The organism is Rhizobium leguminosarum bv. trifolii WSM2297, assembly GCF_000271845.1.
This window is the reverse complement of record NZ_JH719395.1, coordinates 3539705-3566032: the sequence shown is the minus strand read 5'-3', so window position 1 is coordinate 3566032 and position 26328 is coordinate 3539705. Positions and strand designations below refer to the sequence as shown.

The following is a 26328-nucleotide window of genomic DNA, read 5'->3' as shown; positions in this document are numbered from 1 at the left end:
TCGCCGGCAGATATCCCGGCCCGGTTCTCTATTCTCTGCAAACGAAAACGGGGGTTTTCCATGCGTACGCTTCTCGCCGCCTTTGCGGCCACCACCATGCTTGCAGGCGCCGCTCAGGCGACGACGGTCTATCCGCTCGATCGCGCGACGATTCTTGTCGGTTCGCCGTTCGATTTCAAGGTCGAGCTCAACAAGCAGGTCAAGCCTGAAGACGTGAAGATCACCGTCAACGGCCAGGATTACAAGACGGTCCTCGGTGGCGAGGCGCAGTTTATCGAGCTGGAAAAAGGCAAGGATGACAAGGCTCTCGGCTCCGCTCTGCTGTTGCGCGGCCTGAAGATCTCAACTCCGGGCGACTACAAGGTCGAGGTCGCCGCCGGCGACGAAACGAAGTCGGTTACCTGGAATGTCTACGAAACCGCCGCTCAGCCGAAGGCCAAGAACATCATCTTCCTGCTCGGCGACGGGCTTTCGGTTGCGCATCGCACCGCCGCCCGCATCATGTCCAAGGGCATGACCGAAGGTAAGGCGAACGGCCGCCTGAACATGGACGATCTCGATCGCATGGCTTTCATCGGCACGTCGGCGACGAATGCCGTTGCCACGGATTCGGCCAACACCATGTCGGCCTACATGACGGGCCACAAGACGGCGGTCAACGCGATCGGCGTCTACGCGGACCGTACGCCGGCCTCGCTCGATGACCCGCGTGTCGAAACCTTCGCGGAAGCCGTTCGCCGCACGACCAAGAAGTCGATCGGCATCGTTGCAACGGCCGAGGTCGAGGATGCCACGCCGGCTGCGGTCGTGTCCCATACCCGCAACCGCAACGACAAGGCCGACATCGTCGGCATGCTGCTCGAGGTCAAGCCGGAAGTCCTGCTTGGCGGCGGCTCGGCCTATTTCCTCGGCAAAGAGGTCGCGGGTTCGAAGCGCAAGGACAATCAGGATTACATCAAACAGTTCCAGGATGCCGGCTACAAGCTTGTGACCGACAAGAACGAGCTCGCAGCCAATGCATCGGCTGACGGCAATCTCCTCGGCCTGTTCCACACCGGCAATATGGACGTCACGCTCGACCGCGAATTCCTGAAGAAGGGCACGGTCGACAAGTTCCCGAACCAGCCGGGTCTCGTCGACATGACCAAGGCCGCGCTCGACCGCCTGTCCAAGAATCCTGACGGTTTCTTCCTGATGGTTGAAGGCTCCTCGATCGACAAGATGTCCCATCCGCTCGATTGGGATCGCGCCGTCGTCGAAACCATCGAATTCGATAAGGCGATCGGCGTTGCGCGCGAATTCCAGAAGGCGCATCCGGATACGCTGATTGTCGTCACCGGCGATCATACGCATGGCGTATCGATCATCGGCACCGTCGATGATGAGAAGCCCGGCACGGAAATGCGCGAAAAGGTCGGCACCTATGCCGAGGCCGGCTTCCCGAACTACAAGGACGAAAACGGCGACGGTTATCCCGATAAGATCGACGTCAGCCGCCGCCTGTTTCTCAGCGCCAATAACGGCCCTGACCACTACGAGACCTTCCGTCCGAAGCTCGACGGCCCCTTCGTTCCGGCTGTCCAGAACGAAAAGAAGGAATATGTCGCCAACGAACAGTATAAGGATGTTCCCGGCGCCGTCTTCGTTCAGGGCAATCTTCCGAAGAGCAGCGAGAGCGGCGTCCATGCAGTCGACGACGTCGTCATGCAATCGGCCGGTCCGGGCGCCGAAGGCTTCCATGGCTACCTGGAACAGAGCGACGTTTACCGCGTACTCGCCGATACTTTCGCTCTCGGCGCCAAGCAGACGAACTGATCTGAAGCCAATCCGCCAAGGGCGCTTGCCGGCCTTGCCTCTTTCGTCGATCATGATCCCGGCCGTTCAGCGGCCGGGATTTGTTTCCTGGAGGTCGCCATGGACATATTCTCTTCGCTGTATCTCAGCCGCCGTCGGCTGATCGGCGCCGCGGTTGCGTTACCCTTTAGCGTTTCTGCGGTTCGCGCTGCCGATCCTTCGCTCTCCTTCGACGAGCTCTACGGCAAGTTCAGTGTTCTCGGCCTCGAATTCTCCGACAAGGTGAAGCGCCTCGCGGGCCAGGAAATCAGCATGAAGGGCTTCATGGCGCCGCCGCTGAAGGCCGAAGCGCAGTTTTTCGTACTCACAGAAATACCGATGTCGCTCTGCCCCTTCTGCTCCTCGGATGCGGACTGGCCGGACAATATCGTCGTCGTCTATCTCTCGGAGAAGCAGACCTTCGTGCAGCCGCGCCAGACGATCGAAGTGCGCGGCACGCTGGAATACGGCTCGTGGACGGATCCGGAAACCGGCTTCGTCAGCCTGTTGCGCATCCGCCAGGCCGAATATTTCGCCGTCTGAACCGCTATGCTCGCTCTTAATATCGAAAATCTCTCAGTCACCTTTCCGGGCCTGTCCTCGCCGGCGCTGGCGATCGGCCGCCTGTCGATCGATGCCGGCAGCAGGGTCGCGATCACCGGCGCCTCCGGCTCCGGCAAGAGCACCTTCGTCAATATCATTGCCGGGCTGGAACGGACACGGCAAGGCCGCATCCGTTGGAACGGCGAGGATATTTCGAGTTTTTCCGAAAGCCGGCGCGACCGGTTCCGTGCCGCCAATATTGGCCTCGTCATGCAGGAATTTCATCTCTTCCCCGGCCTGTCGGCGCTGGAAAACGTGCTGCTGCCGGCGCGGCTTGCTAGGGCTGCCACGGCGGATGTCATCGAGCGGGCGCATGCGCTTTTGAGCAGCGTTGGTCTTTCCCGCCCCGGCCAGAAGATCGAAACCATGTCGCGCGGCGAGATGCAGCGCGTGGCAATCGGCCGAGCGCTGCTTCGCAAGCCCGGCGTCATCATCGCCGACGAACCGACCGCGAGCCTCGATGCCGAAAGCGGTGAGGCTGTCGGCGATCTTATCCTCGATCTTGCCATTGCCGAAGGCAGCACGCTGATCGTCGTTTCACACGATCAGCGCCTGGCCAGCCGGCTTGAACGGCGCATCACCTTCGGTTCCGGCCGGATCAGCGACGATTCCGCGACAATGGCGGGTGAGGCCGCATGATCCGCTTCATCCTTTCCGATCTTCGTCGCCTCTGGGCGGGGTCGCTGGTGGTTGTGCTCCTGGTGGCGCTTGCGACCGCGCTCGGCGTTTCCGTCGTGCTGCAGGAGCGGGCCCTTCGTCTCGGCAGCGCACGCGCCGCCGATAAGTTCGATCTCGTCATCGGCGCCGGCGGCAGCGAGACGCAGCTGGTGCTGTCCTCCGTTTTTCTGCAGCCCTCGCCTTTGCCGCTGATGCCGGGCGAGGTGCTGGCCAGGCTTGTCGCCGATCCCCGCGTCGATTGGGCCGCTCCGATCGGCATCGGCGATTCCTTTTCCGGCTACCCGATCGTCGGCACGACAGCTGTGCTGGCCCATAGCCTGTCCGGCGGCCTTGCCGAGGGCAAGGTTTTCGCGCGCGAGGGGGAGGCGGTGATCGGCTCCGCCGTCAAGCTTTCGCTCGGCGGCGAGATTAAGCCGATGCACGGCCTGGCGGAAGAAGGCGGCGAGACGCATACCGAACTCGTCTACCATATCGCCGGCCGCCTGCGGCCGACCGGCACCGCCTGGGATCGGGCCATTCTGGTTCCGATCCAGGCCGTCTGGCATATCCACGGCATGGTGGCGGAGGAGCATGCGACGGAGGGCGCCGAGCACGATCATCAGCAGGCCGGTGCCGCTCATGATGCGCATGAGCATCATGGCGAAGCCGATCCGGATGCCGCGCTCGACGAGACCTGGACTGCGGATTCACCAGGCCTTCCAGCCATCCTCGTCAAGCCGAAGACGATCGCTGACGCCTACAAGCTGCGGCAGGACTATCGCAGCGGCAATACCGTCGCGGTTTTTCCCGGCGAGGTACTGACCAATCTCTACGCCACGCTCGGCGACGCCAAACAGATCCTCGTCGCGGTCGCCGCCGGGGCGCAAGCTCTCGTCGCAGCCTCGCTCGTGCTGGTCACGGTGATCCATATCGGTCAGCGCCGCCGCCAGATCGGCGCGCTGAGGGCCTTCGGCGCGCCGCGCGGCGCGATCTTCGGCATTGTCTGGCTGGAATTCTTCTTCCTGGTAGCAGTCGGCATCGGGCTTGGATTCACCTTCGGTTATGCCGCGGCACTGACCTTTTCAGGCATGTTCTCTGAGACGAGCGGGATCGCCATGCCGGTCGGCTTCGCCCGCGAAGACGCCGGGCTCGCGGCGTTGCTGCTGGCCTTCGCCACACTTCTGGCCACACTGCCGGCGGTGCTCGCCTACCGGCAATCGCCGGCGCAGGCGCTGAGGGCATAGCGCGTTGATCGTTCCCGGATAATCATGTCTTTCTTAGACTAAAGTCATAATCCCAAAGCCTCTCTCTTTTTGATCCGGCGTTTCTGGCACACTCTTGTCAGGCGTGTCGCGGCCAGGGGTCTGCTTTGAGGAGAGTGGGTCGCGCGCGTTGCTCATCACTCTGTGGAGGACAGACAATGGCAAATGTCGCAAGCATCGACGGCGCAAAGGCCGGTCCGATGACGGGCGAAGAGAAGAAGGTGATCTTCGCCTCTTCGCTCGGCACCGTTTTCGAATGGTATGATTTCTATCTCTACGGTTCGCTCGCCACCTATATCGGCGCGACCTATTTCACCCAATATCCCGAGGCGACGCGCAACATCTTCACGCTGCTTGCCTTCGCCGCCGGCTTCCTGGTGCGCCCCTTCGGCGCGCTGGTGTTCGGCCGTCTCGGCGACCTCGTCGGCCGCAAGTATACCTTCCTTGTGACGATCATGATCATGGGTCTGTCGACCTTCCTCGTCGGCATCCTGCCGGGTGCCGCCACAATCGGCATCGCAGCCCCGATCATTCTGATCGGCCTTCGGTTGCTGCAGGGCCTGGCGCTCGGTGGTGAATATGGCGGTGCGGCAACCTATGTCGCCGAACATGCGCCGAACGGGCGTCGCGGTTACTTCACCTCGTGGATCCAGACGACGGCGACACTCGGTCTGTTCCTGTCGCTGATCGTCATCGTCCTGGTTCAATATCTGATGGGTGCGGTTCAGTTCGCCGCCTGGGGCTGGCGCATTCCGTTCCTGGTGTCGGTCGTCCTGCTCGGCATTTCCGTCTGGATCCGGTTGAAGATGAACGAATCGCCGGCGTTCCAGCGCATGAAGGCGGAGGGCAAAGGCTCCAAGGCGCCGCTGACCGAAGCCTTCGGAACATGGAGAAATGCCAAGATTGCGATCATCGCGCTTCTCGGCGCCACCATGGGCCAGGCGGTCGTCTGGTATGGCGGCCAGTTCTATGCGCTCTTCTTCCTTCAGAACGTGCTGAAGGTGGATCTGCAGTCGGCCAACATCATGGTCGCCATCGCGCTTTTCCTCGCCACGCCGTTCTTCGTCATCTTCGGCGGCCTCTCCGACAAGATCGGGCGCAAGCCGATCATCATGGCGGGTCTGCTCATCGCGGCGGTGACGTATAATCCGCTGTTCAAGGCGATGACCTGGACGGCGAACCCGGCGCTTGCCGAAGCGCAGGCCTCGATCCGCGCGACGGTGACGGCCGATCCGGCGGATTGCAAATTCCAGTTCAACCCGACGGGCACGTCGAAGTTCACCAGCTCCTGCGATGTGGCGACGGCGTTCCTGACGAAGAACTCGGTGCCTTATGACGTCGTGCCCGGTACTGCCGGACAGCCGGCAACCGTTAAGGTCGGCAACGCGACGATCCCGAGCTTCGACGTAGTTGCTGCCGGCGACAAGGCCAAGGGCATGACCGCCGCCTTCGAAAAGGGCGTCAACATTGCCCTTCACGATGCCGGCTATCCGCTGAAGCGCGGTGCCGCCAAGGTGCCGGATGCCAAGCTCGATGCCTTCATCGCCGCCAATCCGGAACTGGCGCTCAATGCGGACACCGTCCGCGCCGGCGAAAAGGAAACCGTGCCGGCGGCCAAGCTTGTTGAAACCAAGCTGCTGACGGCAGATGAGGCCACTGGCGTCACCGACATGGCGGTCTACAACGTCGCCAATGGCGGCGCTTTCGCCATGACTGCCGATCCCGCCCGCGTCAACTGGATAGGCACGATCGCAATCCTGTTCGTCCTCGTCCTCTATGTGACGATGGTCTACGGCCCGATCGCCGCTCTGCTGGTCGAGCTCTTCCCGACCCGCATCCGCTATACCGGCATGTCGCTGCCCTATCACATCGGCAATGGCTGGTTCGGCGGCCTGCTGCCGGCGACGGCCTTCGCGATGAGCGCTGCCGCAGGCGATATCTACTATGGTCTCTGGTATCCGATCGTGTTTGCGTCGATCACGCTGGTGATCGGCCTGATCTTCCTGCCGGAAACGAAGAACAGGGATATCCACGCAATGGATTGATGACGCGCTCGCGTCTGAAAACTTGAGAAAACGGCCCGGCGCTCACAAGGCGCCGGGCTTTTCAATGTCAGGGAAAAGGTGTTTGGCGAGCGGCCAGCCATCCGGCGCCAGCTTGAAGAGCAGGCCGCAGCGGGCAAAGACGATCGCCGTCAGCAGTGAGAACCAGCCGCCAAAGGCAAGGCCGGCAATGACGTCGCTCGGATAATGGGCGCCGACCATGACACGCGTCATGCCAAGCCAGATGGCGCAGGCGATGAAGACAACGCGGTAGCGCGGAAACAGCAGAGCAAAGGCCGCGAAGAAGGCGCCGACCGTGGTGGAATGGCCGGACGGAAAGCTTTCGAAAGCGGCATGGCCTGAAAAAGGCGTGAAGGAAAACATGCCGTAATCATGGAAGTGGTCGGGACGCGCCCTGCCGATCGCCCGCTTCAGCAGGTTGGCGAGAAGTCCGGAGAAGACGACCGTGGCAAAAAGATAGGCGCCGATCCAGCTGACATAGAGAGCCTGCGCCTTGGAGCGCGCCGTCTTGACGAGCTTGTAGCCGGCCCGGCCCTGAAAGAACAGTAGAATGCTGGTATAGATCAGCCAGGCGGAATCGCCGAAACCGGTCATGATCTCGCCGAGGTGCTTCACCGGCGCGGGAGCTTCGCTGGCGCCGATCGGCGCATCGAAGAGCAGCATCGAAAGGATCACCGCATTGAGCGTGATGAAAAGACAGGCCTGCCAACGCAAAGGCGGCATGCCGATGCTGCTCCGGCGCCAGCGCCTGTCCAGGGAAGCCCAAAATGCCCGCATTGCCGTCGTCCGTTCGAATTCGCCCTCAGCGCCCCGCGCCCGAAAGAGGCGTTAAGGGCGCGCTTATCACAGGGATTATGCGCTCGCAATCCGGCGCAAAAATACACGAGATTGTGGCTAGGAATAGTCCGTTTCGGAGAATTCGACCGAGCGGGTTGCGGCTTCTCGACGCTTGATGAAAAAGCCCTCCGCATCTGCGATGCGAAGGGCCGGGTACTGTTTCACGTGAAATATATCAGGCGGAAAGCGACTTGAACTCGGCGAGGATCGCATCGCCCATCTCGACGGTGCCGACCTGTCTTGCGCCATCGGCCATGATGTCGCCGGTGCGGATGCCCTTGTCGAGCACGTTGGCGATCGCCTTTTCCAGGTCGTCGGCTTCCTTCACCAGATTGAAGGAGTAACGCAGGCACATGGCGAAGGAGGCGATCATGGCGATCGGATTGGCGATGCCCTTGCCGGCAATGTCGGGGGCCGAGCCATGTACCGGCTCATAGAGCGCCTTGCGCTTGCCGGTCTTGCCGTCAGGCGCCCCGAGCGAGGCCGAGGGCAGCATGCCGAGCGAGCCGGTCAGCATGGCGGCGACGTCGGAGAGCATATCGCCGAAGAGATTGTCGGTGACGATGACGTCGAACTGCTTGGGCTGGCGCACCAGCTGCATGCCGCCGGCATCGGCCAGCATGTGTTCGAGCTGGACGTCGGAATATTTCGCCTTGTGCGTTTCGGTCACCACCTGGTTCCAGAGCACGCCCGACTTCATGACGTTGCGCTTTTCCATGGAGCAGACGCGGTTTTGCCGGGTGCGGGCCATTTCGAAGGCGACGCCGGCGATGCGCTCGATCTCGTAGGTGTCGTAGACCTGCGTGTCGATACCGCGCTTCTGGCCGTTGCCGAGATCGATGATCTCCTTCGGCTCGCCGAAATAGACGCCGCCGGTCAGCTCGCGGATGATCAGAATATCGAGGCCTTCGACCAGTTCCGGTTTCAGCGACGAAGCCGCGGCAAGGGCCGGATAGCAGATGGCGGGGCGCAGGTTGGCAAACAGCTGCAGATCCTTGCGCAGGCGAAGCAGGCCGGCTTCCGGGCGCACGTCGTAAGGCACGCTATCCCATTTCGGGCCGCCGACGGCGCCGAAGAGAACGGCATCGGCGGCAAGCGCCTTCTGCATGTCGGCTTCCGAGATCGCCGCGCCATGCGCATCATAGGCAGAGCCGCCGACAAGGCCTTCGTCGGTGGCGAAACCGGCATTCATCGCCTCGTTCATATAGGCGATGATCTTGCGGACCTCGCCCATAGCCTCGGGACCGATGCCGTCACCCGGCAGCAGGAAAAGATTGCGCACAGTCATGAAACCCTCCTGGGAAAAACAAGTTGCGGTTTCTTAGACCCCGGAAATGGGCATTTCAAGCGACAGAAGGCGGGAATCGGTACGCTTTGTTCTCAGTCGGGATGGTTGCTCCTGCGCCCGCAAACGGATTAAAACGGTTGCCTCCCTTTGCACTTTGGATGTTCCCATGCCGACAGCATCTCTCCATCTCGATACGCCTTTGGTTCAGACAGCCGCTGGCTACAGCGTCAGCGGCAAGCCGCTCTGGCTGAAGCTCGATGCGCTGCAGCCTTCCGGCAGCTTCAAGCTGCGCGGCGTCGGCCGGCTTTGCCAGCATGAGGTGGAAAATGGTGCGCGCGAGATCTTCTGTGCGTCGGGCGGCAATGCCGGTATTGCCGCAGCCTATGCCGGCCGGGCGCTCGGTGTGCCGGTCACCATCGTCGTGCCGGAAACGACGGCGGCCGATGTTCGGCAGACGATTGCCGCAACCGGCGCCAATGTGCTCGTTCATGGTTCGGTTTTCGACGAAGCCAATGCCCATGCGGTCGAACTCGCCCGGAGCAACAAGGCGAGTTATGTGCACCCCTTCGACCATCCGCTTCTGTGGGACGGTCATGCGACGCTGATCGACGAGGTGGTGGCGAAGGGTGCAAAATTCGATTGCGTCGTCACCAGCGTCGGCGGCGGCGGACTGCTTGCCGGCATTGTCGAGGGGCTGAAGCGCAACGGGCTTTCCGATGTGCCTGTTATCGCCGTCGAAACGGAAGGAGCGGCCTCGCTGAACGCCAGCCTCAAGGCGAATGAGCGCATTACCCTCCCCGCTATCACCTCGATTGCCACTTCGCTTGGCGCGCGGCACGTGGCCCAGCATGTCTTCGACCTGCCGAAACAGCATCCGATCGAAAGCATTGTCGTCAGCGATGCCGATGCGGTTGCCGCCTGCCTGAAATTTGCCGATGCCTATCGCATTCTGGTCGAGCCGGCCTGCGGGGCGGCGCTTGCCGTTTCCGATGTGCATGCCGGGCTGCTTCAGCGTTTCGACAATCCGCTGATCGAAGTCTGCGGCGGCATCGGCGTGACGCTTGAAAAGCTGAAGCTCTGGAAAGAGAAGTTTCTCTGATCTGATATCAAAGAAAAAGCCGGGCCAAAGCCCGGCTTGATCGATCGGCAATTCGCCAGGGGCTTAAGCGGCCCAGGGGTGTGAAGCGGCGTTCTTCTTTTCGAAGCTGTCGATCGCCTTGCCCTTTTCCAGCGTCAGGCCGATGTCGTCGAGACCGTTCAGCAGGCAGTGGCGCTTGAACTCGTCGAGGTCGAACTTGATCGAGCCGCCATCGGGGCCGGTGATTTCGAGATTCTCAAGGTCGACGGTCAGGATGGCGTTGGAGCCGCGCGAGGCGTCGTCCATCAGCTTGTCGAGATTTTCCTGGCTGACCTTGATCGGCAGAATGCCGTTCTTGAAGCAGTTGTTGTAGAAAATGTCGGCAAAGCTGGTCGAGATGACACAGCGAATGCCGAAATCGAGCAGCGCCCATGGCGCATGCTCGCGCGAGGAACCGCAGCCGAAATTATCGCCGGCAACCAGGATCTTGGCATCGCGATAGGCTGGCTTGTTCAGCACGAAATCCGGATTTTCGGAGCCGTCTTCGTTATAACGGGCCTCGGCGAAAAGGCCGGTGCCGAGGCCGGTGCGCTTGATGGTCTTCAGATAATCCTTCGGAATAATCATGTCGGTGTCGACGTTGACGACCGGCAGGGGCGCTGCAACGCCCGTGAGCTTCACGAATTTATCCATGACCCATGCTCCATTTCAGCAAATCTACTTCCTGAATTTGCATCTAGTCCAGTTTTCCGCCGAAATGAAGGAGAATCTTCAAAAATTGGCGGCCACGCGACGTTTCGCGCGGCCCGCCATTGTCGGCGTTGGGTTATTTGGTCGGTGCGTTTAAGCCCCAGAGGACACCGAACGGGTCGCGAAGCTGGCCGTAGCGGTCGCCCCAGAACATCAGTTCGACCGGCATGACAACCTCGGCGCCGGCAGCGACGGCGCGATCCCACCAGAAATCGATATCGTCGATCACCAGCTGGATGGCGAAGCCTTCATGGCCTTTGAAGGGATGGCCGTATTCGGGATAGGCGTCCGACAGCATGAGGGAGCTGCCGTTGATGTAGAGATGCACATGCATCGTCCGGCCGCTCTCGTCGACCGGCACGATATAGGCTTCTTCGGCGCCGAAGGCTTTTTTGTAGAATTCCGCGGCTTTCACCGCGCCACCGACCGTTAGATAGGGCAGCAGGCCATTCTTGACCGGAGGCAATTTAACCGGATTGTTTTCCGTTGTCGCATCCATGCTCGTCCTCCATTCGTTTTGAAGCGCCGGCGGAATGCCCGGCTGCTTCAAGGACGTATCATGGAAGCATGATCCGACAGTGTCGGTCGATTTTTTTAGAGATCGATGATCGTGCCGCGGCCGTCGTTCCAGATGCGCATTTCCGGCTTACCATTGTTTGCCTTGGCGCGCACCGGAGCGGGCTTCATCTTCATCGAAAGCGCACGTCCGACCATGAGCACGGTCAGGATGCCGCCGACAGCAAGCGTCACCGAGAAGGTGAAAAGCAGCATGGCGACGAAAACGGTGGCGCCGGCAAGCATGAGGAAGATGGAGCGAATGTTCTGCATGGGTTTGAGACCTTTCTTCGGAAAGGAATGTGGTCTTTCTTTTTCCTCTCTGCAAGGCAAGCATGGCTTTTTGTTGTCTTGCCGGGCTTTGCGAAGCTTGGCACTAATGATCGATGAGCCAAACCATCCCTCGCCGTTCCTTAAATCTGCGCCGCTCGGTGCTGAGCGTGCCCGCTATCAATCTCCGGGCCCTCGAAAAAAGCCATTCGCTTGATTGCGATGCGGTTATTTTCGATCTGGAGGATTCCGTTTCGCCCGAGAACAAGGAGCAAGCGCGGGAAAATCTGCGCGCCTTTTTTGCCGGCCCGCCGCTTGAGGGCAAGGAAAGCATCATCCGCATCAATTCTTTGTCATCCGAATTCGGGCCGGCGGACCTGGATCTGGTCAAGGCGCTTTTGCCCGACGCCGTTCTCCTTCCCAAGGTGGACGGACCTCTTGATATCACCGATATGGGCGATCTGCTCGCCGATGCGGATGCGCCGGAGCAGCTGCGCATCTGGGCGATGATCGAGACGCCGCGCGGCGTGCTGAATGCCGGAGCGATCGCCGAATCCGGCCGCACGCCGGGCTCGCGGCTCGATTGCCTCGTCGTCGGGCTCAATGATCTGCGCAAGGAAACGGGCGTCCTGCCGCAGCCGGGACGAACCTATCTCGTGCCGTGGCTGATGCAGGTCGTGCTTGCGGTCAGCGCCTATGGGCTCGATGCGATCGACAGCGTCTTCAACGATTTCAGGGACGAGCAGGGTTTCGATGCCGAATGCCTGCAGGGCCGGGCCATGGGTTTTGCAGGCAAGATGCTGATCCATCCGGCGCAGATCGAGGCCGCCAACCGGCATTTCGGTCCGGATCCGGCGGCGATTGCGGAAGCGGAGGCGATCATCGCTGCTTTTGCCGATCCGGCCGCCGAGGGGCTGAACGTCATCAACGCGAACGGGCGGATGATCGAACGGCTGCATCTTGTCCAGGCCGAAGCTCTGGTTCATAAAGCTCGCCTGATTTCTGCAAGAAAGTCCGCCTGATGAAACTCTACCGCTTCCTGACCGGTCCCGACGATGCTTCCTTCTGCCACAAGGTCACCGCCGCCCTCAACAAGGGCTGGTCGCTGGAGGGCTCGCCGACCTATGGCTTCAATGCCGCAACCGGCGCGATGCAGTGCGGCCAGGCCGTCGTCAAGATTGTCGAAGGCAAGGATTACCATCCCGAGATGAAGCTCTCCGAGCAATAGCGCGTCCTGCCGGACGCGCGGTGTTTCAGCGTTCGGCGGCTTCCTCGGCGCTTGCCTCGATCCGCTCCATATCATCGTCGCTCAGCCCGAAATGATGGCCGATCTCGTGGATCAGGACATGGGTGATGATATCGCCGAGCGTCTCGTCATTCTCGGCCCAGTAGTCGAGAATGGGGCGCCGGTAGAGGCGGATGCGGTTCGGCATCTCGCCGGTTTCCACGGTGAAACGTTCGGAAATGCCCCTGCCCTCGAAAAGACCGAGCAGATCGAAAGGGGTTTCCAGCGCCATGTCCTCGAAAACGTCGTCATCGGGGAAGTCTTCGATCTCGATCGTCAGGTTGGTCGTCAGCTGGCGGAACTCATCCGGCAGATGGCTGTAGGCCTCCATGGCCAGCGACTCGAAGGTGCTGATCGCAGGTGCATGGCGGTCCCGCCAATCATCGCTCAGGTCTATGCGGGCCATGAATATTCCTTCCTTTGCGGGCCCATATAGAACCTTTATCGCCGATTTTCGAGTGCGGAATCAAAGGCAGGAATAAATTCATAGAAAATGGCCGTTGACTCTTCATTAGCTCTCTGGAATCTATAAGAACATAACAGGAACAAGACGGAATTGGAGAACGCCATGGCGCAGCACGCCCTGGCGCGCGAGCGGCTTTTTGCGCTCCGCGAAACCATCGCCAGACTGGAAGGGAAGCCGGCGCCGGCGCTTGCGGCAGCGGAGCGGGAAGCCCTGGCGGAAGGAGGAAAGACACCCAGGAGACCCAGTCTGCCGCCTTTGGCGTTCGGGGTGGAATGTCTTGATGAGGCGCTGGAAGGCGGGCTGCCGCTCGATGCGATCACCGAATTCCGCTCGGCTCTGTCGCGTGATGCCGGTGCGGCAAGCGGGCTGGCGATGGCTGTCGCCGCGCGGCTGCAGAAACAGGAATCCGATGCCGGCAGGCTTCTGCCGCTGCTCTGGATCGGCGATGCTGTCGGCACGCTGGAGGCCGGTCGTCCCTATGCTCCCGGGCTTTGCGATTATGGATTGAGCCCGGAGCGGTTTCTCCATGCGGCGCCGCGCAAGCTGGACGAGGCGCTCTGGCTGGTGGAGACCGCGGTGGAAAGCGCTGCTTTCTCGGCCGTCATCTTCGAAGTGCGCGGCAATCCCGCCCATTTCGGCCTGACCGAAAGCCGCAGGCTCAGTCTGCGGGCGCGTGCTGCCCGCCGTCCGCTCTTTATCGTCCGCCAGGCCGGGGCGGAGGAGGCAAGCAGTGCGGCTTTCCGCCTGCATGTCGAACCGGCTCCATCGGCTCTGCGGCCATTGACTGGGGACTCGAAGCTTTCCGGCAGCATCGGCAATCCGATTTTCCGTCTCACGCTGGAGAAGGGCCGCAATCCGGCCCCGCTCTGCTTTTTTCTGGAGTGGAACCCCCATGAACGCGAATTTCTCCCTGTCGCCGAGCCAAACCTCGTTCGTCCTCCCGGCGAGCAGTCAGCGCATTCTGGCGCTCAGCTTTCCGCATCTGCCAACGGACCGCATCGCCCGCAGGCGATGGGGGCTCTCCTGGCGTTCGAAAGGGCGTCCTGAGACACCGCCTATCGTCTGTTCCGGCAAGCTCAACAATGCCATGCGGCTGACGGCACTGGACGAATTGGCCGAGAGGCTGGGGCTGAGGAAGGAGCAGGGCGTTGCCGAAGCGCGGGCCATGTATCCAACGCTCGAGGTCGCGGAAGAGGATCCGGCGGCCGACCGCCGGCTGCTGGAGGCCATTGCCGACTGGTGCGACCGTTATGCGCCGCTGGTGGCCTTCGACGGCAAGGACGGCCTGTTTCTCGACATTAGCGGCTGCGCCCATCTCTTCGGCGGGGAAAAGGCGCTTCTCAAGGATGTGCTGTCGCGGCTTTTTCATATGGGGATTGATGCGCGCGGGGCGATCTCATCCTCGCCAGGCCTTTCCTGGGCCGCGTCGCGCTTCGGGCATGGCGGGGTGATCGAAGACGAGGAGACGGAGCATGTGCTGATGTCCTTGCCGGTTGCCGCCTTGCGGCTGGAAGCACAAACCGTCGATGCGCTGAGGAAGCTCGGCCTGAAATATGTCGGCGACGTCATCGATGCCCCACGCGCGCCGCTGACCCGGCGGTTCGGCCCGGGACTGCTTCTGCGTCTCGACCAGGCGCTGGGACGCGAAGAGGAGCCGGTCTCGCCGCGGCGCCCGGTTGCCAGCCTCTCGGCCGAAAGCCGCCTGATAGAACCCATCGGGACGGAAGAACAGATCCTTGCCGTCACCCGGCAGGTCGCCATGTCGCTGCAGCCGTCGCTGGAGACGCGGGGGATCGGTGGACGGGTGTTCGAACTGGTGCTGTTCCGCGTCGACGGCAGGGTCTTTCGTATCTCCGTCGGCGCTTCGCAGCCGCTTCGCGAACCAAAATTCATTGCCGGGCTTTTTTCCGAGCGATTGCAGACGGTTTATGACGATCTCGATGCCGGCTATGGTTTCGAAATCCTGCGGTTGAATGTGTTGCGGCATGATGCCTTCAACGAGGCACAGGCGGATTTCGAGGGCGACCGTCAGGGAGAGATATCGCTTTCGGCCTTCGTCGATCGGGTCTCGGCCCGGCTGGGTGCGGATTGCCTGCAAAGCTTCCAGCTGCGCGAGAGCCATGTGCCGGAACGCGCCGTCATCACCGTTCCTGTGATGGATCGTCTTCCCAGGCGGAAGGCCGCGCAGGACATTCAGCTTCCTTTCCGTCAAGAGCGCCCGCTGCGGCTTTTTGCGACGCCGGAGCCGGTCGAGATCATGCTTGCCGAAGTGCCGGATGGTCCGCCGCAGATTTTCCGCTGGCGGCGCATGCAGCATCAGGTGGCAAGAAGCGAAGGGCCGGAACGGATCGCCATGGAATGGTGGATCGATGGGGATGACGCCGAGGCGCGCGACTATTTCCGCATCGAGGACGAGACCGGACATCGCTTCTGGATCTATCGTCGTGGTTTTTATGGCCGGGAAATCGATCCCCGCTGGTTCATGCATGGGGTATTTGCATGAAAAGCGGGCCCGCATTTTTCGAGATCGGCGTAAGAACGAATTTTTCGTTTCTCGAAGGCGCCTCCAGTCCGGAAGAGATGGTCGTGCAGGCCGCGTATCTCAGGCTCGGCGGTCTCGGCATTGCGGACCGGAATTCGGTTGCCGGTGTGGTCAGGGCGCATGCGCAGGCGCTGCAGCTCGAGGAGCGATACAAAAACAGAGATGCGATCTTGGCCCAGGCGGAGAAGGAAGGGAAAAGAGAAAAAATTCTCGATCCCATCCGGATCCAGCCGGGCGCCCGCCTGGTCTTTTCCGATGCTACGCCGGATATCATCGCCTACCCATGCAATCGGCGGGGCTGGGCAAATCTTTGCCGTCTTCTCAGCGCCGGCAATCTGAAGGAAGAAGCGGTCAAGGGAACATGCATTCTGACGGAAGCGGAATTGATGGAATGGGGGGACGAGATGATGCTTGCCCTCGTTCCCGATCGCACTCTGGTCGAAAGCCAGGCCGGGCAGTCGGCGCTGGAAGATTATCTCGGACGGTTTCGCAGGCGGTTCCGCAAGGATTTTTTTATGGCGCTGGCGCCAGCCTATGACGGCCGCGACAGGCAGGTCTTTGCGGTGCTTGCCATGCTTGCGGCCCGCAATCGCGTGCCGCTGATTGCGACCAACCAGCCGCTTTACCATCATCCTGAACGCCGGCCGCTTTCGGATGTGGTGATCGCGATCCGGGAGCATGTCGAGATAGCGCAAGCCGGATTCCTGCTGGCGCCGAATGCCGAACGCTACCTCAAGGATTCACGTGAAATGGCCCGGATCTTCCGGGACTATCCCGGTGCGATCGAAAATAGCCAGGCCTTCTTCGGCAAGCTCGCCTTTTCGCTTAGTGAATTGGAACATAATTATCCGCCTGAAAACGATCCCGGCGAAACGCCGCAGCAGACCCTGGAAAGGCTGACGAGAACGGGAGCGGCAAGGCGTTATCCCGAGGGTGTTCCGCTCAAGGTGGCGCAACAGATCGATTATGAGCTGAAACTCATCGGCGATAAGAACTACGCCTCCTACTTCCTGACGGTGCACAGGATCATCCAGCATGCTCGTTATGATCTCAAGGTCTTGTGCCAGGGGCGCGGATCGGCGGCAAATTCGGTCATCTGCTATTGCCTCGAAATTACGGAAGTCGATCCGCAAAAGAGCACACTGCTCTTCGACCGCTTCATTTCGATGGATCGTGACGAACCGCCTGACATTGATGTCGATTTCGAGCATGATCGGCGCGAAGAAGTCATCCAGTTCATCTACAAGACCTACAAAAGAGAACATGCCGGGCTGACGGCGGGTGTGACCACCTACCGGACCCGCTCGGCCGGCCGCGAAGTCGCCAAGGCCTTCGGACTGTCGGAGGATGTCCAGTCGGCAATCAGCAGCCTCGTCTGGGGCTGGTCGGAGGACAATCTTTCCGAAAGGGATGCGAAGGCGGCCGGTCTCGACATCAAGGATCCGGTCACCAGGAATGTGCTGAAATATGCCTCCGAGCTTCTCGGCTTTCCTCGCCATCTCACCCAGCATGTCGGCGGCTTCGTCATCACGCGGGACCGGCTCGATGAGGTGGTGCCGATCATGAAGACGGCGATGCCGGATCGCTACATGATCGAATGGGACAAGGACGATCTCGACAACGTCAAGATCCTCAAGGTGGATGTGCTGGCGCTCGGCATGCTGACCTGCCTGCGGAAGGGTTTTTCACTGCTTGAACTGCATTACGAGGTGAAGAAGACGCTCGCCGATCTCGGCAACAGGGAACATGGGGACGAAGGCAGGCCGGTTTATGAGATGATGGGCCGGGCCGATACGCTCGGCGTCTTCCAGATCGAGAGCCGGGCCCAGATGAGCATGCTGCCGCGCCTCAAGCCGAAGCTGTTCTACGACCTCGTCATCGAGGTGGCGATCGTCCGGCCGGGACCGATCCAGGGCGATATGGTGCATCCCTATCTCAAACGCCGGGAGCAGCGGGCCAAGAATATCCCGATCGACTATCCGAGCAAGGAGCTGGAAGCGGTTCTGGAAAGAACCCTCGGCGTGCCGCTGTTTCAGGAGCAGGCGATGCAGATCGCCATCACCGCTGCCGGCTTCAAACCGGCGGAAGCCGATAAGCTGCGCAGAGCGATGGCGACATTCAAGCGAACCGGCACGATCGGCAATTTCGAGACGCGGTTCATCGAGGGAATGGTCGCAAAGGACTATGCGCCGGAATTCGCGCAGCAGTGTTTCAACCAGATCAAGGGTTTCGGTGAATATGGTTTCCCTGAAAGCCATGCCGCCTCCTTTGCGCTGCTCGTCTATGCCTCCTCATGGCTCAAGGCCTATTATCCCGACGTCTTCTGCGCGGCGATGCTCAATTCCCAGCCGATGGGGTTTTATGCGCCGGCGCAGCTGGTGCGGGATGCACGCGAACATGGGGTCAAAATTCTGCCGGTCGACATCAACCAATCCGACTGGGATTGCAGTCTGGAAGAGGCCGCTTTCGATCCGAAGGCCGTCGATTTTCGCCATCGTGAGATGCGCGAAATCATCAAGGCCCGGCACGCGGTGCGGCTCGGCTTTCGGCAGATCAAGGGCCTCTCGACAGACGAGATGGAACGGCTCGTCAGCAACCGAGGCGAAGGCTACAGCTCGGTGCGCGATCTCTGGCTGCGGTCCGGTCTGCAGAAATCCGTCATCGAGCGACTGGCGGATGCGGATGCGTTCCAATCGCTCAAACTATCACGGCGCGACGCGCTCTGGGCGGTGCGGGCGCTGGATGTGAAGAGTGCTGCCGAGGAGCTGCCGCTTTTCGAGCAGGCCCGTCATGTCGATCTCCAGGCCGAGCCTGCAACCAAGCTGCCGGAAATGTTGCCGGGAGAGCAGGTCATCGAGGACTATCGGTATCTCTCGCTGTCGCTGAAGGCGCATCCCGTCTCATTCCTGCGCGAGGAGCTTCAAGGGATGGGCATCACGCGCAATGTCGATCTGTTGAAGGTCGCCAACGGAAAGAGGGTGACGATTGCCGGCCTCGTGCTGGTGCGCCAGCGGCCGGGCTCGGCCAAAGGTGTGATCTTCATGACGCTGGAGGACGAGACCGGCGTGGCCAATGCGATCGTCTGGAACAAGATATTCGACACATATCGCTCGGTTGTGATGGGCGCCCGGCTGGTGAAAATCCGCGGCAGGCTGCAAAGCCAGAGCGGTGTGATCCATACCGTCGTCGAGCATATCGAGGACATGACGCCGGCGCTCGGTATTCTGCAACGCGAGGCCCGGCGTTTCGGGGTCTGCGAGCGGGCAGACGAAGTGCTGAGACCCGGTGGCGATCCGAGGCAGAGAAAACTTGCGCAGGCGCAGGAGAGGGCGGAGCTGCCAAACCGGATGATTGCCACAGGCGGCAATTCCGGCGCCGCGGAAACCGCTGAGGTGATGCCGCGCGGACGCAACTTCCATTAAAAAATGCGCCGCAGCGATTGGGATCCGGCGGCGCGCCTTCATTGGCTTTATGGTGCCATCACCCTGGAAGCACTGGATAATCTCGGAAGGCATGCATTGGATTGTCATTCGGACATCGTGTCCAATGATGTGGGTCTCGAATTTTTTCTTGACAGTCACCATCTTCTTTAGCAGAAAACACGATAGTCAGTGTCATGTTTGGAATGAAGACGTGCTTGTCTGCAGCTGCAATTATATAACCGACAAGGAAATCCGGGAGGTTATCACCAACCTTCTCGATGAAGACTGTTGGCAGCTTATCGTGCCGGCGAAGGTCTATCACGCCATGGAAAAACGCGGCCGTTGCTGCGGCTGTTTCCCCAACGTCGTCGACATCATTATCCAGACGACCGAGGAATATCACGCCCGTCGCCACTCGACGGATACCGAGATATTTGATTTCATGTCACGCTTGAAACAATTCCATGAGGAAAACAGGAGAGCGGACATTGAAAGGCGACAAAAAAGTCATCGAGCGGCTTAACGAGGCGTTGTTCCTCGAGCTCGGGGCGGTCAATCAATATTGGGTTCATTATCGTCTTCTGGAGGACTGGGGCTACACCAAGCTCGCCAAGAAGGAGCGTGCCGAGTCCATTGAAGAAATGCACCATGCCGACCGGCTGGTCGCACGTATCATTTTCCTCGAAGGCCATCCCAACCTGCAGACCCTTGCACCTCTGCGCATCGGCCAGAATGTCAAGGAAGTGCTGGAAGCCGATCTCGCCGGCGAATACGACGCCCGCGCGGCCTACAAGAAGTCACGCGATATCTGTCACGAAGCCGGCGATTACGTTTCCATGAAGCTTTTCGAAGAGCTGCTGATGGATGAGGAAGGTCATATCGACTTCCTCGAAACGCAGCTCGAGCTGCTCGGGAAAATCGGCGAGAGCAAATACGGCCAGCTCAACGCCGATTCCGCCAACGAAGCGGAATAAGATCGACCGAGAAACCGGCCGCCGTGGCGGCCGGTATTCCGCATCTGACATTATCAGGTGCAAACCAGCCGGATCATCCCGTTTCGATCAGTCTTCCGATTGCAGTGCCGCCAGGTGCTCGAATTCGGCGACCACCTGGTCGTAGACGCCGCGTTTGAACGGGACGATCAGGCCCGGCAGTTCCCGCATCGGCTTCCATTCCCAGGCGTCGAATTCCGGCTCATGGCCGCCGGGCGGCGGGTTGATGGCGATCTCGCTGTCGTCACCCTCGAAGCGGAAGGCGAACCAGCGTTGCGTCTGGCCGCGGAATTTTCCCTTCAGTCCGATGCCGATCAGCGCCGGCGGCAGATCGTAATTGATCCAGTCTCTCGCTTCGGCAAGCAGCGTCACCGTTCGGATGCCGGTCTCCTCGTAAAGCTCGCGATAGGCGGCGTCCAACGGATCCTCGCCCTTGTCGATGCCCCCCTGCGGCATCTGCCAGAGCTGCGGCGAGCCATCATATTCCGAATTGCCGTCGGGAATGCGCCGCCCGGCCCAGACCAGGCCATCGCGGTTGAGGATCATCACGCCGACGCAGGGGCGGTAGGGCAGATCCTCGGCTTTTACGGTCGCCTGGCTCATCGTCTTCTCCGTTCAGGGATATTCTCAAGGATTGTTGGGATCGTTGGAAAGGGCGGCGACGCCGACGATCTCGATGCCGCGCATCGCAGCCTCCTCGCTCCACTTGGCGATGGCGTCGACGCTCTCATCAAAAGCCGAGGCGACGCCGATCGCCTGGCCGTTCTTGCGGGCGATGCGCTCAAGTTCGTCAAGCTTCTTCATGACGGCGTTGATATCGACCTGGCCGTCGAGCTGGAGGTCGGCAAAGGCATAGGGAAGTTCGGTTCCCTTGGCGACATCAGCCGTCTTTGACTGCGCCGAAGTGCCGTCGTCCAGGAACAGCAGGCCGCGCTTGCCGATATCGCGCATGACAGGTTCCATGGCGGTGGAATCGGACAGGAAACGGCCGCCGAGATAATTCATCACGCCGGTATAGTTGGTGATCTCGCCCATGGCCTTGTGCAGGTTTTCGATGTTACGGGCGACCGGTTTCGTGGTCAACAGCGTTTCCGGGCCGGGATCATTCGCCGGGTAATCAAATGGCTCGAGCGGGACCTGCAACAGAATCTCGTGGCCGCCGCGGCGGGCCTCCTGCATCCAGCGCTGCAGGCTGTTGCCGCTTGCGGCAAAGGCGAGGGTGATTTCCTCCGGCAATTCAGCGATGGCGCGCTGCGTTCCGGTCTGGCTGAGCCCGAGGCCGCTGACGACGATGGCGATGCGCACACCGCGTGCGCCGGACGAGGGGCGGGCATATTGATCCATCGGGCGGCGGCCATCGGGGCCGACGATCGGAAGTCTGCCGAAAGCGGTGTCTTCGAGCAATGCTTCGTTCGGCTGGGCCGCCATCCGAGGATCCTGGCCGACCTGCATGGCATCGACCAGCACCGGCCCGCCGCCATCGCGCGGGCGGGGACTGAATTTGGTGACGACCGAGCCGTCGCCGGTGACCATCTGTTCGACATTGGCGCCCGAGCGCGGTTCGGCGCGGGGCATGCCGTCGGCCGGCTGGTTGGCGGCGGTCGTCGGCGGCGAAGGGGTGTTCGAGGGCGGCGTGGCACCTTGTTCGGCAGCCGGCGGCTTGCTCCGTTCGAGCCCATCGCCGCGAAACGCCGTATAGAGGGAAAAGCCGCCTATTGCAAAAAGGCAAAGACTGGCGGCGATGCGCCCAAGGCGCAGAACACCCGGCCGCCGAATGCCGGTTTTGCGGTTGCGGCCCAAAGGCGCATGCAGGTCCGTTCCCAATTTTTCGCCCGCTCCAAAACCGGGAAACAGCAGAAAGGGTCAAGGCCGGGCGTGGTGCCCGGCCTTGAGGTGATGCATTACTTGGCGACGACGGCCTTGTCAGGGTTTGGCGGGAAGGCCGGATCGGTCTTCTTGCCGCGCAGCAGATCGAGCGCGTAGTTCAGCTGAACGTCGTCCTTCGGATCCGGCGGGACATAGGCAACGGAGCCTGAACCTTCGTCGGTCTCGCTTTGGCCCTTGATATGGCCGCGCAGGCTGGATTCGCCTTCGGTCACCATCTTGCCCTGCAGTTCCTCCGGCAGCGGCTCCTCGACCTTGATGTCGGGGGTAATGCCGGTGCCCTGGATCGAGCGGCCCGACGGCGTGTAGTAGAGCGCCGTGGTCAGGCGCAGCGCGCCGTTTTCGCCGAGCGGGATGATCGTCTGGACCGAGCCCTTGCCGAAGGAGCGCGTGCCGAGAACGGTGGCACGACGCAGATCCTGAAGAGCGCCGGCGACGATTTCCGATGCGGAAGCCGAACCGCCGTTGATCAGCACGATCACCGGCTTGCCATCCGTCAAGTCGCCAGGACCCGCATTGAAGCGGCGGGTTTCATCGGGATTGCGGCCGCGGGTCGAAACGACCTCGCCGCGCTGCAACAGGGCATCGGAGACGTTGATCGCCTGGTCGAGCAGACCACCCGGATTGAGGCGCAGGTCGAGAACATAACCCTTCAGCTTGTCGGCCGGAACGGTGTCCTTGATCTTCTTGATCGCCTTTTCCATGTCGGGATAGGTCTTCTCGGTGAAAGAGATGATGCGGAGATAACCGACATCGTCCTCGACACGCGACTTGACGGCCTGGACCGCGACGACGTCACGGACGATCGTCAGCTCGATCGGCTTGTCGGCGCCCTTGCGGATCAGCGTCAGCTTGATCGGCGTGTTGACGGCGCCGCGCATCTTCTCGACCGCGTCTTCCAGCTTCAGGCCGCGCACGGACTGGCCGTCGATCTCGGAGATATAGTCGCCGGCGAGAACGCCGGCCTTGGCGGCGGGCGTATCGTCGATCGGGGTGATGACCTTGACGAGTTCGTCTTCCATCGTGACTTCGATGCCGAGGCCGCCGAACTCACCCTTGGTCTGGGTGCGCATATCCTCGGCGTCCTTCGCATTCATGTAGCTCGAATGAGGGTCGAGCGAGGACAGCATGCCGTTGATGGCGTTCTCGATCAGCTTGTCTTCGGCCGGCGGCGTCACGTACTGGGCGCGCACACGCTCGAAGACATCGCCGAACACCGAGAGTTCCTTGTAGGTCGAGGATCCGGCCGCTTCTGCCGGCACACCCGCCGAGTAAATGACGCTCATGGCGGTCGCACCCATCAATGCGCCGACCAGAACAAGAGAAGCCCTACGAATCATTGCGTGCCTTTCCAGTGTCTTTGGCGGTCCACCACGGTCGGGAATCGACCGGTTTACCGTCCTTTCGAAATTCAATGTAAAGCGTTGGCCGGTCCGTTTCCAGCGCCAATGCAGTTGCGCTTGCCACTCTTTTCGCGCCCATCACGGCGAGCGGTTCGCCGGAGAAAACGAATTTTCCCTGACGGGTATTGATCGTATCCATTCCCGAGAGAACCAGGTGGTAGCCATCGCCGGTATCGAGGATGATCATCTGGCCGTAACTGCGGAAAGCGCCGGCGAAAACCACCAGGCCGTCGGCAGGCGCCGTCACCACCGTCTCCGGATTGGTGGCGATCGTCATGCCCATCGCCTCGTGCCCGGTGCCGTCGGCATCGCCGAACTGGCGCAGGATATCGCCCGCAACGGGCACCTCCAATTTCGCCTTCAATTCTCCGAAGGGATATGCGGGCGCAATGCGGTTTTTATCGGGCACGCCGCTGTCGGCCAGCGCCTTGGCCTGGGCGCGCTGCTCGTCCGTCATCAGCTTGCGGTTCTCCTCCGCCTGGCGGGCGGCCGCGGCCGCGTCCCGCACCGAGGCGATCTCGGATTCCATCGAGGCGACGAGGCCTTCAAGGCTGGTTGCCTTGCCGGCCAGTTCCTCCGAGCGCTTTTTCTCGGCCGTGAGATCAGCGGCATTGCTGCGGCTGAGCTTGTCGTTTTCGGCGAGCAGCAGATCCATGCGCCGCTCTTCCTCGATACCATTCGTCATCGTCGCCGTCAGGCCGGCCTTCTCGGCAGCACTTGCGGTCTGCAGGGCGGCGAGGCTGGCAAGGTCTGCGGCAAGCTTGTCGGTCTCCTTGCGGATGCCGGGCACGACGGCGCCGAGCAGGATGGCGCTGCGCACCGAGGCGAGCGCGTCATCAGGAGTGACCAATAAAGCGGGCGGCGGATTGCGGCCCATGCGCTGGAGGGCTGCCAGCACCTCGGCCAGAAGACCGCGGCGCTCGTGCAGGGAACGGCGGATGCCATCCTGCTTGACGCCGAGATCGGCAAGCTTCTTCTCGCTTTCGAGGATCTGCTTGTCGAGCGTCTTGCGGCGGGCGGCCGACTCGATCAGGGCCTGACGGATGCTTTGCGTGCTCTTTTCCAGGTCGGCGATGCTCTGTTGAAGCGCGCTCACCTTGTCGGTGGAGAGGTTGATGGATTTCGACAGAGTTTCGAGTTCGGCGCGGGTCTGGTCGCGTTTGGCAGCGAGTTCTGCGGCCGGATCGGGCGGCGCCGGCTCGGCTGCCGGCTGCGGTGCGGATTGTGCTGCCTGAGGTTCGCCATCCTGTGCCCGGACGATGAAGGGATTTGCCGATACGGCAATCACCGCCACACCGACACCGGCCGCGATAGCCGGCAGGATCATGCGGTGTCGCCTGGTTGCTTCTCTCGTCATGCGGGGTCTGGGCACTCTTTCAAATCGCGCGGAGCCTAAGCTGATTTGGCACGCTTTGCCAGAAAGTTCGCAGGAGAATGGACCGGCGGGTCAACACGGCTGCGTGACAATGCGACGCATTCGACTCATGAGACCGACTGATGGCCCCGACGCGGCATCAGACGCGGTGATAGGGGTGGCCGGACAGGATGGTGACGGCGCGATAAAGCTGTTCGGCGATCAGTGTGCGGACGAGCTGATGCGGCCAGGTCATCTTTCCCAGGCAAAGCGTGGCGTCGGCACGGTCATAGAGGGAAGGATCGAGCCCGTCGGCGCCGCCGATGGCAATGGTCAGCTCGCGTTTGCCCTGGTCACGATAGGAGCCAAGCAGACCAGCGAAAGCTTCGCTGTCGAGCGCCTTGCCGCGTTCATCAAGAAGAATGAGGATGCTGCCATCGGCAAGCGATTTCAACAGCAGTGCCGCTTCCTCGCGCTTGCGGGTTTCCGCATTGGAGGCGCGGCTTTCGGCAACTTCGGCAACACGGGTAAATTCGAGGCCGACGGCAGGGCCGGCCTTGGCGAAACGATCGAAATAACGGGCCGCAAGATCCTTTTCGGGGCCGGACTTCAGCCGTCCCACCGCAAAAAGACCAACTCGCATTCATCCGCTCCTGCTGATGCGGCACATCGGGCGCACGAGGCGCCACCGGCCGGTTTCCAACGTTTCCGGCCAGCCAATACCACAGTTCAGACGCCGGACAGATGCCGGCCGCCTGTCAGTGCCGTGTTTCTTCATCCATATCCGGAGCGGCCCACATCTTTTCGATGTTGTAGAACTCGCGGATTTCGGGACGGAACACGTGCACGATAATGTCACCGGTGTCGATCAGCACCCAATCGCCGCCTTCCTGACCTTCGACGCGGGCCGTGCCGAGGCCGTCGTCCTTAAGGTCGGTGAGCAGATGATCCGAGATTGCCATGACATGCCTGTTCGAGCGGCCGGAGACGACGATCATGTAGTCTCCCAGCGCCGATTTTCCGGCAATGTCGATGGTGACGATATCTTCAGCTTTGGAGTCCTCGAGGCTGGCGAGGACGGTTTCTAGGGCGCGGGCGGCGGCATCGGCGCCACGTTCCGCACTCTTCGGGATAACGGCAAGCGTTTTTCCCTTGGCGTGTACTGTTGTCAGTTTATTCCCTTTCCTGGAATGACAAACCATGCACAACACGAGATCCAATCGAGACCGGATCATGGTTAAGATAGGCATCAAACCATTAATGTTTCAAGACGTGCTAAGATACAGATTGGCCAAAAATCCGATCTGGCGTCCGAATTGAAGAATATTGCCGCGCGGGCTGCTCAAGCGGGCGGTGTACAGTTTCCGTGCCGCGGCGTAAAGTGCGGCAAATTCCACGATTTCTCGATTCGATGACCGATCCAGCCGCAAAAACTCTCGTGCCCGTCCTGCGAATCAGTTTCCCGGACGAGGATCGTCTCGGTCGTGGCAAGATGGAGCTGCTGGAGCATATTCGCGCCACCGGATCGATCTCGGCGGCGGGGCGGGCGATGGACATGTCCTATCGCCGCGCGTGGCTGCTGGTTAGCGAGATGAACCGGATGTTCTCAGACCAGGTGGTGGAATCGCAGCGCGGCGGGCAGAAGGGCGGCGGCGCGGCGCTGACGCCGTTCGGCGAGGAATTGCTCGAGCTTTTCCGCCGGATGGAAAAGACCATGCGCACCAGCCTTGCCGAAGATCTCGCCTGGCTCGAGGGCAAGCGCAACCTTTAGTGCGAAGGTGCGT

Annotated in this window: 26 protein-coding genes; 14 read left to right on the top strand and 12 right to left on the bottom strand. The window is 61.2% G+C overall.

Going from position 1 to position 26328, the window contains the following annotated elements; genetic code table 11:
- Window positions 1-60: 60 nt before the first annotated feature.
- The 5 genes from RLEG4DRAFT_RS32445 (at window position 61) to RLEG4DRAFT_RS32425 (ending at window position 6400) form a co-directional block, all read left to right on the top strand.
- A complete protein-coding gene (locus tag RLEG4DRAFT_RS32445) occupies window positions 61-1815 on the top strand; it encodes an alkaline phosphatase (protein WP_003583189.1) in 1755 nt (584 codons plus the stop codon).
- Window positions 1816-1914: 99 nt separating this feature from the next.
- Entirely contained in the window at window positions 1915-2376 is a 462-nt protein-coding gene (locus tag RLEG4DRAFT_RS32440; protein WP_003583187.1) for a hypothetical protein, read from the top strand.
- Window positions 2377-2382: 6 nt separating this feature from the next.
- A complete protein-coding gene (locus tag RLEG4DRAFT_RS32435; protein ID WP_003583186.1) occupies window positions 2383-3075 on the top strand; it encodes an ABC transporter ATP-binding protein in 693 nt (230 codons plus the stop codon).
- Window positions 3072-4337, top strand: a complete 1266-nt coding sequence (locus tag RLEG4DRAFT_RS32430) for an FtsX-like permease family protein (protein WP_003583183.1) — start codon at window positions 3072-3074, stop codon at window positions 4335-4337. Before RLEG4DRAFT_RS32435 ends, RLEG4DRAFT_RS32430 begins: the two co-directional genes overlap by 4 nt.
- 176 nt (window positions 4338-4513) lie before the next feature.
- Window positions 4514-6400, top strand: a complete 1887-nt coding sequence (locus RLEG4DRAFT_RS32425; RefSeq protein ID WP_003583181.1) for an MFS transporter — start codon at window positions 4514-4516, stop codon at window positions 6398-6400.
- A gap of 42 nt (window positions 6401-6442) precedes the next feature.
- Here RLEG4DRAFT_RS32425 and lpxE read toward each other — a convergent pair whose 3' ends face one another.
- Together lpxE and leuB are read right to left on the bottom strand one after the other, a co-directional pair.
- Complete coding sequence (gene lpxE / locus RLEG4DRAFT_RS32420) at window positions 6443-7195, bottom strand: lipid A 1-phosphatase LpxE (protein ID WP_210161339.1); 753 nt, start codon at window positions 7193-7195, stop codon at window positions 6443-6445.
- 235 nt (window positions 7196-7430) lie between these two features.
- A complete protein-coding gene (gene leuB / locus RLEG4DRAFT_RS32415) occupies window positions 7431-8543 on the bottom strand; it encodes a 3-isopropylmalate dehydrogenase (protein ID WP_003583178.1) in 1113 nt (370 codons plus the stop codon).
- Between the two features lie 166 nt (window positions 8544-8709).
- Between leuB and RLEG4DRAFT_RS32410 the strand changes: the two genes are divergently transcribed.
- On the top strand, window positions 8710-9642 hold the full coding sequence (locus tag RLEG4DRAFT_RS32410; RefSeq protein ID WP_003583176.1) for a pyridoxal-phosphate dependent enzyme: 933 nt from the start codon (window positions 8710-8712) through the stop codon (window positions 9640-9642).
- Window positions 9643-9705: 63 nt separating this feature from the next.
- Here RLEG4DRAFT_RS32410 and leuD read toward each other — a convergent pair whose 3' ends face one another.
- The 3 genes from leuD to RLEG4DRAFT_RS32395 form a co-directional block, all read right to left on the bottom strand.
- Entirely contained in the window at window positions 9706-10314 is a 609-nt protein-coding gene (leuD, locus tag RLEG4DRAFT_RS32405; RefSeq protein WP_003583174.1) for a 3-isopropylmalate dehydratase small subunit, read from the bottom strand.
- 133 nt (window positions 10315-10447) lie between these two features.
- A complete protein-coding gene (locus RLEG4DRAFT_RS32400; RefSeq protein WP_003583173.1) occupies window positions 10448-10870 on the bottom strand; it encodes a VOC family protein in 423 nt (140 codons plus the stop codon).
- Window positions 10871-10965: 95 nt separating this feature from the next.
- Window positions 10966-11199, bottom strand: a complete 234-nt coding sequence (locus RLEG4DRAFT_RS32395) for a hypothetical protein (protein WP_003583172.1) — start codon at window positions 11197-11199, stop codon at window positions 10966-10968.
- A gap of 113 nt (window positions 11200-11312) precedes the next feature.
- On the opposite strand from RLEG4DRAFT_RS32395, the gene RLEG4DRAFT_RS32390 reads away from it, so the two are divergent.
- Window positions 11313-12218, top strand: a complete 906-nt coding sequence (locus RLEG4DRAFT_RS32390; protein ID WP_003583171.1) for an HpcH/HpaI aldolase/citrate lyase family protein — start codon at window positions 11313-11315, stop codon at window positions 12216-12218.
- Complete coding sequence (locus RLEG4DRAFT_RS32385; protein WP_003583169.1) at window positions 12218-12424, top strand: DUF1737 domain-containing protein; 207 nt, start codon at window positions 12218-12220, stop codon at window positions 12422-12424. Before RLEG4DRAFT_RS32390 ends, RLEG4DRAFT_RS32385 begins: the two co-directional genes overlap by 1 nt.
- Window positions 12425-12449: 25 nt before the next feature.
- Here the strand turns inward: RLEG4DRAFT_RS32385 and RLEG4DRAFT_RS32380 are convergent, their stop codons facing one another.
- The gene (locus RLEG4DRAFT_RS32380; protein WP_003583167.1) at window positions 12450-12887 is read right to left on the bottom strand and encodes a metallopeptidase family protein; all 438 of its coding nucleotides are present in this window, start codon (window positions 12885-12887) and stop codon (window positions 12450-12452) included.
- A 162-nt stretch (window positions 12888-13049) separates the two neighbouring features.
- Here RLEG4DRAFT_RS32380 and RLEG4DRAFT_RS47320 point away from each other — a divergent pair, with 162 nt between their 5' ends.
- The 5 genes from RLEG4DRAFT_RS47320 to bfr all read left to right on the top strand — a co-directional run bounded on the left by RLEG4DRAFT_RS47320 (window position 13050) and on the right by bfr (window position 19885).
- Window positions 13050-13994 carry an ImuA family protein gene (locus RLEG4DRAFT_RS47320; RefSeq protein ID WP_003583166.1) on the top strand — a complete coding sequence of 315 codons (945 nt, stop codon included), beginning with the start codon at window positions 13050-13052 and terminating at the stop codon, window positions 13992-13994.
- Window positions 13906-15450, top strand: a complete 1545-nt coding sequence (locus RLEG4DRAFT_RS32370; RefSeq protein ID WP_280805591.1) for a Y-family DNA polymerase — start codon at window positions 13906-13908, stop codon at window positions 15448-15450. The genes RLEG4DRAFT_RS47320 and RLEG4DRAFT_RS32370 overlap by 89 nt, the downstream gene beginning before the upstream one ends.
- A complete protein-coding gene (locus RLEG4DRAFT_RS32365) occupies window positions 15447-18911 on the top strand; it encodes an error-prone DNA polymerase (RefSeq protein ID WP_003583162.1) in 3465 nt (1154 codons plus the stop codon). The genes RLEG4DRAFT_RS32370 and RLEG4DRAFT_RS32365 overlap by 4 nt, the downstream gene beginning before the upstream one ends.
- A 124-nt stretch (window positions 18912-19035) precedes the next feature.
- Window positions 19036-19434: a (2Fe-2S)-binding protein gene (locus RLEG4DRAFT_RS32360; protein WP_003583160.1), complete on the top strand. Its 399-nt coding sequence runs from the start codon at window positions 19036-19038 to the stop codon at window positions 19432-19434.
- A complete protein-coding gene (gene bfr, locus RLEG4DRAFT_RS32355) occupies window positions 19400-19885 on the top strand; it encodes a bacterioferritin (RefSeq protein WP_003567651.1) in 486 nt (161 codons plus the stop codon). Before RLEG4DRAFT_RS32360 ends, bfr begins: the two co-directional genes overlap by 35 nt.
- 87 nt (window positions 19886-19972) lie before the next feature.
- Here the strand turns inward: bfr and RLEG4DRAFT_RS32350 are convergent, their stop codons facing one another.
- The 6 genes from RLEG4DRAFT_RS32350 to rsfS all read right to left on the bottom strand — a co-directional run bounded on the left by RLEG4DRAFT_RS32350 (window position 19973) and on the right by rsfS (window position 25746).
- Window positions 19973-20506: an RNA pyrophosphohydrolase gene (locus RLEG4DRAFT_RS32350; RefSeq protein ID WP_003583158.1), complete on the bottom strand. Its 534-nt coding sequence runs from the start codon at window positions 20504-20506 to the stop codon at window positions 19973-19975.
- A 24-nt stretch (window positions 20507-20530) separates the two neighbouring features.
- A complete protein-coding gene (locus RLEG4DRAFT_RS32345) occupies window positions 20531-21727 on the bottom strand; it encodes a divergent polysaccharide deacetylase family protein (RefSeq protein ID WP_003583155.1) in 1197 nt (398 codons plus the stop codon).
- A 77-nt stretch (window positions 21728-21804) separates the two neighbouring features.
- Window positions 21805-23127 (bottom strand): S41 family peptidase, encoded by a 1323-nt coding sequence (locus RLEG4DRAFT_RS32340; protein ID WP_003543943.1) that lies wholly within the window; start codon window positions 23125-23127, stop codon window positions 21805-21807.
- Window positions 23117-24517 (bottom strand): murein hydrolase activator EnvC family protein, encoded by a 1401-nt coding sequence (locus RLEG4DRAFT_RS32335; protein WP_003583153.1) that lies wholly within the window; start codon window positions 24515-24517, stop codon window positions 23117-23119. Before RLEG4DRAFT_RS32335 ends, RLEG4DRAFT_RS32340 begins: the two co-directional genes overlap by 11 nt.
- A gap of 187 nt (window positions 24518-24704) precedes the next feature.
- A complete protein-coding gene (gene rlmH, locus RLEG4DRAFT_RS32330; protein ID WP_003583151.1) occupies window positions 24705-25187 on the bottom strand; it encodes a 23S rRNA (pseudouridine(1915)-N(3))-methyltransferase RlmH in 483 nt (160 codons plus the stop codon).
- 115 nt (window positions 25188-25302) lie between these two features.
- On the bottom strand, window positions 25303-25746 hold the full coding sequence (rsfS, locus tag RLEG4DRAFT_RS32325; RefSeq protein ID WP_037094457.1) for a ribosome silencing factor: 444 nt from the start codon (window positions 25744-25746) through the stop codon (window positions 25303-25305).
- Between the two features lie 209 nt (window positions 25747-25955).
- Between rsfS and RLEG4DRAFT_RS32320 the strand changes: the two genes are divergently transcribed.
- Window positions 25956-26315 carry a winged helix-turn-helix domain-containing protein gene (locus RLEG4DRAFT_RS32320; RefSeq protein ID WP_003583148.1) on the top strand — a complete coding sequence of 120 codons (360 nt, stop codon included), beginning with the start codon at window positions 25956-25958 and terminating at the stop codon, window positions 26313-26315.
- The last annotated feature ends 13 nt before the right edge of the window (window positions 26316-26328 follow it).

Coding starts and splice junctions, on each gene's coding strand:
- RLEG4DRAFT_RS47320 (WP_003583166.1), top strand. CDS start 13,050: ATGGCGCAGCACGCCCTGGCGCGCGAGCGGCTTTTTGCGCTCCGCGAA.
- RLEG4DRAFT_RS32390 (WP_003583171.1), top strand. CDS start 11,313: ATGAGCCAAACCATCCCTCGCCGTTCCTTAAATCTGCGCCGCTCGGTG.
- rlmH (WP_003583151.1), bottom strand. CDS start 25,187: ATGCGAGTTGGTCTTTTTGCGGTGGGACGGCTGAAGTCCGGCCCCGAA.
- RLEG4DRAFT_RS32445 (WP_003583189.1), top strand. CDS start 61: ATGCGTACGCTTCTCGCCGCCTTTGCGGCCACCACCATGCTTGCAGGC.
- rsfS (WP_037094457.1), bottom strand. CDS start 25,746: ATGGTTTGTCATTCCAGGAAAGGGAATAAACTGACAACAGTACACGCC.
- RLEG4DRAFT_RS32365 (WP_003583162.1), top strand. CDS start 15,447: ATGAAAAGCGGGCCCGCATTTTTCGAGATCGGCGTAAGAACGAATTTT.
- RLEG4DRAFT_RS32425 (WP_003583181.1), top strand. CDS start 4,514: ATGGCAAATGTCGCAAGCATCGACGGCGCAAAGGCCGGTCCGATGACG.
- RLEG4DRAFT_RS32400 (WP_003583173.1), bottom strand. CDS start 10,870: ATGGATGCGACAACGGAAAACAATCCGGTTAAATTGCCTCCGGTCAAG.
- lpxE (WP_210161339.1), bottom strand. CDS start 7,195: ATGCGGGCATTTTGGGCTTCCCTGGACAGGCGCTGGCGCCGGAGCAGC.
- RLEG4DRAFT_RS32430 (WP_003583183.1), top strand. CDS start 3,072: ATGATCCGCTTCATCCTTTCCGATCTTCGTCGCCTCTGGGCGGGGTCG.
- RLEG4DRAFT_RS32435 (WP_003583186.1), top strand. CDS start 2,383: ATGCTCGCTCTTAATATCGAAAATCTCTCAGTCACCTTTCCGGGCCTG.
- RLEG4DRAFT_RS32395 (WP_003583172.1), bottom strand. CDS start 11,199: ATGCAGAACATTCGCTCCATCTTCCTCATGCTTGCCGGCGCCACCGTT.
- RLEG4DRAFT_RS32360 (WP_003583160.1), top strand. CDS start 19,036: ATGATGTGGGTCTCGAATTTTTTCTTGACAGTCACCATCTTCTTTAGC.
- RLEG4DRAFT_RS32350 (WP_003583158.1), bottom strand. CDS start 20,506: ATGAGCCAGGCGACCGTAAAAGCCGAGGATCTGCCCTACCGCCCCTGC.
- leuB (WP_003583178.1), bottom strand. CDS start 8,543: ATGACTGTGCGCAATCTTTTCCTGCTGCCGGGTGACGGCATCGGTCCC.
- RLEG4DRAFT_RS32340 (WP_003543943.1), bottom strand. CDS start 23,127: ATGATTCGTAGGGCTTCTCTTGTTCTGGTCGGCGCATTGATGGGTGCG.
- RLEG4DRAFT_RS32380 (WP_003583167.1), bottom strand. CDS start 12,887: ATGGCCCGCATAGACCTGAGCGATGATTGGCGGGACCGCCATGCACCT.
- RLEG4DRAFT_RS32440 (WP_003583187.1), top strand. CDS start 1,915: ATGGACATATTCTCTTCGCTGTATCTCAGCCGCCGTCGGCTGATCGGC.
- RLEG4DRAFT_RS32385 (WP_003583169.1), top strand. CDS start 12,218: ATGAAACTCTACCGCTTCCTGACCGGTCCCGACGATGCTTCCTTCTGC.
- leuD (WP_003583174.1), bottom strand. CDS start 10,314: ATGGATAAATTCGTGAAGCTCACGGGCGTTGCAGCGCCCCTGCCGGTC.
- RLEG4DRAFT_RS32410 (WP_003583176.1), top strand. CDS start 8,710: ATGCCGACAGCATCTCTCCATCTCGATACGCCTTTGGTTCAGACAGCC.
- RLEG4DRAFT_RS32335 (WP_003583153.1), bottom strand. CDS start 24,517: ATGATCCTGCCGGCTATCGCGGCCGGTGTCGGTGTGGCGGTGATTGCC.
- RLEG4DRAFT_RS32320 (WP_003583148.1), top strand. CDS start 25,956: ATGACCGATCCAGCCGCAAAAACTCTCGTGCCCGTCCTGCGAATCAGT.